Origin of the sequence: Streptomyces sp. NPDC093591 (assembly GCF_044764885.1) — a bacterium.
Lineage (GTDB): Bacteria > Actinomycetota > Actinomycetes > Streptomycetales > Streptomycetaceae > Streptomyces.
This window is the reverse complement of sequence record NZ_JBIWIY010000014.1, coordinates 290,401-296,400: the sequence shown is the minus strand read 5'-3', so window position 1 is coordinate 296,400 and position 6,000 is coordinate 290,401. Positions and strand designations below refer to the sequence as shown.

The following is a 6,000-nucleotide window of genomic DNA, read 5'->3' as shown; positions in this document are numbered from 1 at the left end:
ACCGACGAGACCACCCTGCCCACCGAACTCACCGCATAGCCTCAAAACGAGATCACCGAGTGGCCGTCAATACACCACTTCGGCGGACGTGACCCCTGGCGCGAGCCGCTTCCGGGGCCTCCGACCCCAAAGACCGCGGACGCAGGAACGGGCCTGATCGACCTTTTGGAAGTTGAGTTCTCGCTCCACCCCGACCTGGCAGCAAAGCTGCTCCGAGCAGACCCACGCCGAGCACGCCGCGAGGTCTTCTTCTGGTTGACCTGGACACGATCACCAGCCTGGCATCGCCTCACACGCCATGGCCGGGTTCCTGAGCGAGCGCCACAGCTACCTGATGGGGTGACCGGTGTCTGGGTCGGGCACCTGTCCGACCACACCCAAGTCCTGCACTGGGTCAAAGAAGCGGGGTGGAGCTGCCACAGCTTGGCGGGCTTGTCGTCTGCATCCATCTGCCGGAGGTAGCGCGGAGTCTCGCCCGCTCCGAGCCAGTGCGAACCCGCCCTACCCCGGTCTTGTCCCCGGTCCAACTCACCCGTGCGGCGGAAGCGGCGTGTGCCCTCAGCGATCCACTCCGAAGATCCTTTGCAAGAACGCGGAGCGAACCGAGTTCGCCTCCGGCAGCATCGGCCCATCGGTACGAGGGAGAGACGTTGTGAGCCTGGTACGTACGACAACGGAACAGATAACCCCGCATGTCTCACAGGCATGGTCGGCGCTTAGAACTTGGCGCCTTCGAGTCAACCAACGGGCGATCGGCAGACGGCTCCGCAAGCTCGGAGCATCACTCCAGACCCTCGAAGTGCCAGACAGGGCTCTCCCTCACACCCGCAAGGCACTACGACAAACCCGAACCACTCTAGAAACAGTGCCCTATGGCTCGATCGCCGCGGCCTATTTCGCCTTGTGGTTCGGCGTGAGGGTGCTCAAGTTGTCGACCATCATCCTTCATGACGTGGCGGTTGCCCTTGATGCCGAGGTCATTGCAAAGGCGACACAGTACTTCCTATGGTCGATTCGCCCAGAAAACGGGAGTCGTCCCTTCCACGGCTGGGACAGCGTCATCTTCGTAGCCTATTTCTCAGTGGTCATGCTTGTACCACTGTGGTGGCTGATCGAGCGCCGCTCGGCCCGAGGGGCCCTCTACCGTCATCGCACAACAATGCGGGTCTTAGATGCCCTACACCGATGTGCGGAGGCGTATGACAGACCACCCGGCGAGCGCGCCTCACAGCTTCGAGATCTCGACGCCGGCCTTCGAGCGGCAGAGAAGGCCATCCTTCGCGCGCATCGATATGCCGGGACCATCCCCAATCGATCGCCAAGGCGTGCAGCAGTGCGTACCCACACAGCACTGGTTGCGGGTGCGCTGCGGTCGGAGTCTCTGAAAATCGATGCCGACCCGGATGTAGCTCTGCCTCGGCTCGGGACCATGCTGGCCATCATCAGCGAGCGATGCGCGGAGGGCCGTATCGGAGCGTTGCTGCCGGAAGCCTATTTGGAAGGGGTCCCGCCTGTTTCCCTGACTCGAACTGCGATCAGGGAGTCCGTCCACGTGGCCGTAGTCATCACCACCGCGATGGCAGCAGCTGTCGGCGCTTCCATGATGCTCCCAACATTGGGGCTTAGTCAGGACCTTCGCCCGTGGCTCATTGTCGGTTGTTCCGTGTTGGCCGCGATCCTGGTCGGCGGATGGCATCGCGTAGGCCGACTCCTGGAGCTGGTGCCAGGCAAGTGACCTGCCCAAGTTACGCATCAGCGTCGCCGCACCTCAGGGTGCTTCATGTGCGCCTGCAATGATCCCATCCGGCTGGCCCGCCAATGGGACGGCACGGCGCTCTACCAGCCACCAGGAAGAGGCCCCGAAGACCTCCGTCGAAGCGGCGTGCCCATAGCGTGCCCATAAGACCGGTAAACCACGGTCAACAGCGGTGCGAGCCTGCGCCCTCGGGCGCCGCGCCAGATCACATACGCCCAGGTCAGAAGCTATTCGACTCCCCAAGCGCCGTCGCTTCCCAAGCTGAGAGCGCGAGTTCGATTCTCGTCACCCGCTCTTTTTGAAGCCCCAGGTCAGCGGCCTGGGGCTGTTTCATTGGGACGCCTTTGCTGCGTTTTGCGAGTATTCCTGTACCCCCGAGATTGGGCACGCATAGGGCACACGCGCCTTGAGAGGAAGCCCCCATCACGTCGCAGCATGGCGCTGACCTGCACTTTCATGCAGCTGAGCCGGAGGCGAGCCCTCAGCCCGCTGTTCCGGGCGATGGCGGACATCCGTCCCGCATGTCTTCGTCGTGGGCGGTGCCCAAGCCCCTTGTGGAAGCAGGTACTTGACCGCTTTGGGTCCTGCGTCAGAGCGGGAGGTCATCGGGAAGTACACGGAACGCTTTGTAACGGCCCAGCGGGCGTACGGCGCGGAAGTCTCGTCGGTCCAGGGTGAGGATCGCGTCCGTGTCGTAGTCGGCGGCAAGCGCCACGTTCACCGCGTCGGCGAGGTCGAGGTCCAGCGCGCGGTAACGGACACGGAGGGACTGGGCTGCGCCCAGGTGGTCCTCCGTGATCTCCGGCAGGACGACACGACCCCGGCTCATCCAGCGCCGCAGGTCGTCGACCGCGCTGAGGGCAGCCTCCCTGCCGAGCTCACGCGTCGCCACGTGATCCAGTTCCGCCAGCAGGAGCGGGGACATGACCAGCAGGCCCGCCGCCATGATCGCCTCGTTCGCCGCCCCGTGTTCCGGATGAGCCGAGTCCAGCGCCGCCAGAAGACCGGACGTATCGGCGATGACAATGATCACGCGGCGGATCCGGAGCCCGAGTCAGCCTCACGCCGGACGGCCTCGGCGACCGTGTCGCGGACCTCCGACTTGGACAGCGTGCGCCCCGGCCCCTCGAAGGTGCGTGAGAACAGCGGCTCGTCCCAGACCCTGTTCGCCATGGCCGCAAGGTGGATGCCCTGGCGGATGATCTCAGCCTCGCTTATACCCCGGCGCTTGGCGGCCTCCTTGATGATCGCCAGGTCCTCGGGGTCCGCGTAGACGTTGGTGCGCTTCATGGACATGTACCAATGGTAGTCCATGTACCGGATTGATGTATCCGGCACACCTCCCCATGTCGTGTTGCTGAGGACCCCAGCCGAGCCGACCTCACACGCCCCTTTCGGATGCCAGACTGAGCCTGGGGATAGGGGTACGTCAGGGGGTTCGGTTTCCGTGTCGGTGTCCCCGGACAGCACGCGGCTCAGGCGGGCTGGGTGGGGGCCCGTAGTTCGATCTCGTATCCGCCGTGTGGCGTGGGTTCGGCGATGAGCGCGCCGCCGAGCAGTTCGGCACGCTCTCTCAGGCCGATCAGGCCGTGCCGGGCGCTGGGCAGGGCGACGGACGGGCGGGTGGGGGCGGTGTTGGTGACGGTGACGCCGAAGTGCTGTGTGTCGTGCCACAGGCGTACCTCGGCGCGGGCGCCGGGGGCGTGCTTGCGTACGTTCGTGAGGGCTTCCTGGACCGTGCGGTAGACGGTGCGTTGGGCGGTTGTGCTGATGCCGGGCGGGAGCCCGCCGGTCAGGGTGGTCTCGATGCCGCTGTTGGCGATCAACTGCTGGAGGTCGGCGAGGGTGGGCTGGGGGGTGAGTTCGGTTTCCTTGCCGCCGGAGGCGCGCAGCAGGGTGACCATGTGGCGCAGTTCGTCGAGGGTGTTCACGCTCAGGGTGCGGATGGTGCGGGCGGCGTCGCGGGCGTCGGAATCCTTGGCGGCGACCTGCAGGACTCCGGCCTGTACGGCGATGAGGCTGACCTGGTGGGAGACGACGTCGTGCATCTCGCGGGCCAGTTGGGCGCGTTCGCGGGCGAGGACGGTCTGGGCGTGCAGGGCGCGTTCGTGTTCGCGGGCCTCCTTGACCTCGACGAGCTGGCGGGCCACGTCGTGTCCGGCCTGCACGAGCTGACCGCACAGGATCGGGGCGAAGGCCATGGCCAGCGTGTAGACGAACTGGATGAGCGTCCAGGTCCGGTCGCCGGAGAACGGGTCGCCGGAAAACGTGTCGGACAGGGGCCAGGCGAGGGTGGTCGCCGCCGCGTTCAGCAGGGCGCAGCCGGCCAGCAGCGGGTGGTTGCGGGTGCGCGCGGCCAGTGTGTACAGCGCGGCGATCGGCGCGACTCCCACGTCCATGAACAGCAGCATGGGCAGTGTCAGCAGGAAGACGGCGAGCGGAAAGCGCCTGCGCAGGAGCAGTCCGGCGCTGCCGAGGGCGGCGCAGGCCCACATGAGGGGTGTCGCCTCGTCGTCGAGGTTGATCCAGGCGTCGAGCGCGGCGAGCACGACGAGGCCCGCGTCGACAACCCAGGGCGGTACCCGCCGCCACAGTGCCCGACCCGCACTCATCGCGCGTCGCCCCGTGCCGTGTCGGCGCCGTCGACGCCGAGCAGTCCGGCCCGCTCCGCGAGGAGCGCCGCCTGGACGCGGCTGGAGACCCGGAGCTTGGTCAGGATCGAGCTGACGTGGTCTTTGACGGTGCCCGCGCTCAGATGGAGGCGGGTGCCGATGTCGGCGTTGGACAGTCCTTCCGCGATCAGGACGAGGACGTCACGTTCGCGGTCGCTGAGCAGATTCACGCGCGCCACGCCCGCGTCCTGGGGCGTGCCCGCCTCCGGATGGCCGCGCAGCAGAGCCCGCGAGGCTTTCGGGGACATGACCACCCCGCCCGCGGCCAGAGTGCGTACGAGTTGGGCGAGTTGTTCGGGCTCGGTGTCCTTGAGCAGGAAGCCCGCGGCTCCCGAGCGCAGTGCGGTCAGGATGTACTCGTCGGTGTCGAAGGTGGTCAGCATGGCCACCGTCGGCGGCTCGGGCAGCGTCTGGAGCTCCCCCAGGACGGTCAGGCCGTCCACGTCCGGCATGCGGATGTCGAGGAGCACGACGTCCGGATGCTCGCGCCGGATCACGTCGGCGGCCTGCGCTCCTTCCGCGGTCGCCACGACCTGGATGCCGTCGGAGGCGTTCAGGATCATCTGGAAGCCGGACCGCACCAGGGCCTCGTCGTCCACCACCACTACCCGGATCACCGGCGTTCCGCCTCACACTCGTCACACTCGTCTGCTCTGCCCAGCTTTTCGGCGACGCGTACGGTGATCGCCTGCTGTCGACAGTACGTCCGGCACGGCGCGCGACGGTGCGGCCGCCGTGGACACCCGCCACCCGGCAGGCCGGTTCCAGCCGCTCGGGGGGAGCGCTCCGGCCCATCGGCGGGCGGGTGGGCGAGGCTCGGCGGATGGTGTCCGCGGCTCTCGTCCGGTGGGATCGGTCCGTGGGCCCGCCCCAGTCCGCGGGCCGCAGTCGATTTCCGTACCGTTCGAGGATCACCCAGCCATGCCCCACCTGTACCTGCGTCAGCCTGTCCGTGCTCTGCGCCGCTGTGCGGCGCGGCCCCATGTGCTGTTCGGAGGCGTGTACGGGGCGGTGTTGGCCAGCTCCATGGTGGCCGCCCTGACAGAACAGGGTGAGACGGCGCCCGCCGACCGGTTCAGCAGCGCCCAGTGGCTCCTGTTCACGGCCGTCGCATCGGCCTTGGCGCATGGCTACGCGCATCTGATCGCCCTGCGCGGCGACCGGACCCATCATGGTGTGCGCGCCGGGGGGCGGCTGTTGCTGTCCGAGTGGCCGTTGGTGGTGGCGACGGCGCCGACGCTGGTCCTGCTGCTCGGTGCGGCCTGGGGGTGGTGGCCCTCGGCGGGCGTCGAGTACGTGGTCTTCGCCGTGAACGTGATGCTGCTGTTCGCCTGGGGCTTGGTCGCGGCCCGCGCTGCCGGGCGCACGTGGGGCTCCGCCGTGAGGATCGGCATGGTGGACGCGCTGCTCGGGCTTGTGGTCGTGGTGGCCAACGCCGTCATCAAGTAGGGCGGCGGGCCGTCCGGGCCCGCTGACCGGCCGGGGTACTGGTCCGCCGGTCGGCGGGGTGGTCCCGGCCGGTCGGCGGGGGTGTTGCCGAAGCCTGCCGGATGGGCCGCCTCCTGACGGCAC

The 6,000-nt window shown here is 67.7% G+C and carries 6 protein-coding genes; 2 read left to right on the top strand and 4 right to left on the bottom strand.

Annotation, left to right across the window (positions count from 1 at the left end; genetic code table 11):
- Window positions 1–865 precede the first annotated feature (865 nt).
- The gene (locus ACIREI_RS28955) at window positions 866–1,735 is read left to right on the top strand and encodes a hypothetical protein (RefSeq protein ID WP_403338736.1); all 870 of its coding nucleotides are present in this window, start codon (window positions 866–868) and stop codon (window positions 1,733–1,735) included.
- Between the two features lie 610 nt (window positions 1,736–2,345).
- Here the strand turns inward: ACIREI_RS28955 and ACIREI_RS28950 are convergent.
- From ACIREI_RS28950 to ACIREI_RS28935, 4 genes are all read right to left on the bottom strand, one after another.
- Entirely contained in the window at window positions 2,346–2,789 is a 444-nt protein-coding gene (locus ACIREI_RS28950) for a PIN domain-containing protein (protein WP_403338733.1), read from the bottom strand.
- Window positions 2,786–3,052 (bottom strand): CopG family transcriptional regulator, encoded by a 267-nt coding sequence (locus tag ACIREI_RS28945; protein ID WP_403338731.1) that lies wholly within the window; start codon window positions 3,050–3,052, stop codon window positions 2,786–2,788. Before ACIREI_RS28945 ends, ACIREI_RS28950 begins: the two co-directional genes overlap by 4 nt.
- 179 nt (window positions 3,053–3,231) lie before the next feature.
- Window positions 3,232–4,368 (bottom strand): sensor histidine kinase, encoded by a 1,137-nt coding sequence (locus tag ACIREI_RS28940; RefSeq protein WP_403338728.1) that lies wholly within the window; start codon window positions 4,366–4,368, stop codon window positions 3,232–3,234.
- Complete coding sequence (locus ACIREI_RS28935; RefSeq protein WP_403338774.1) at window positions 4,365–4,991, bottom strand: response regulator; 627 nt, start codon at window positions 4,989–4,991, stop codon at window positions 4,365–4,367. The genes ACIREI_RS28940 and ACIREI_RS28935 overlap by 4 nt, the downstream gene beginning before the upstream one ends.
- Window positions 4,992–5,349: 358 nt before the next feature.
- Between ACIREI_RS28935 and ACIREI_RS28930 the strand changes: the two genes are divergently transcribed.
- The gene (locus tag ACIREI_RS28930; RefSeq protein ID WP_403338726.1) at window positions 5,350–5,877 is read left to right on the top strand and encodes a hypothetical protein; all 528 of its coding nucleotides are present in this window, start codon (window positions 5,350–5,352) and stop codon (window positions 5,875–5,877) included.
- Window positions 5,878–6,000: the final 123 nt, after the last annotated feature.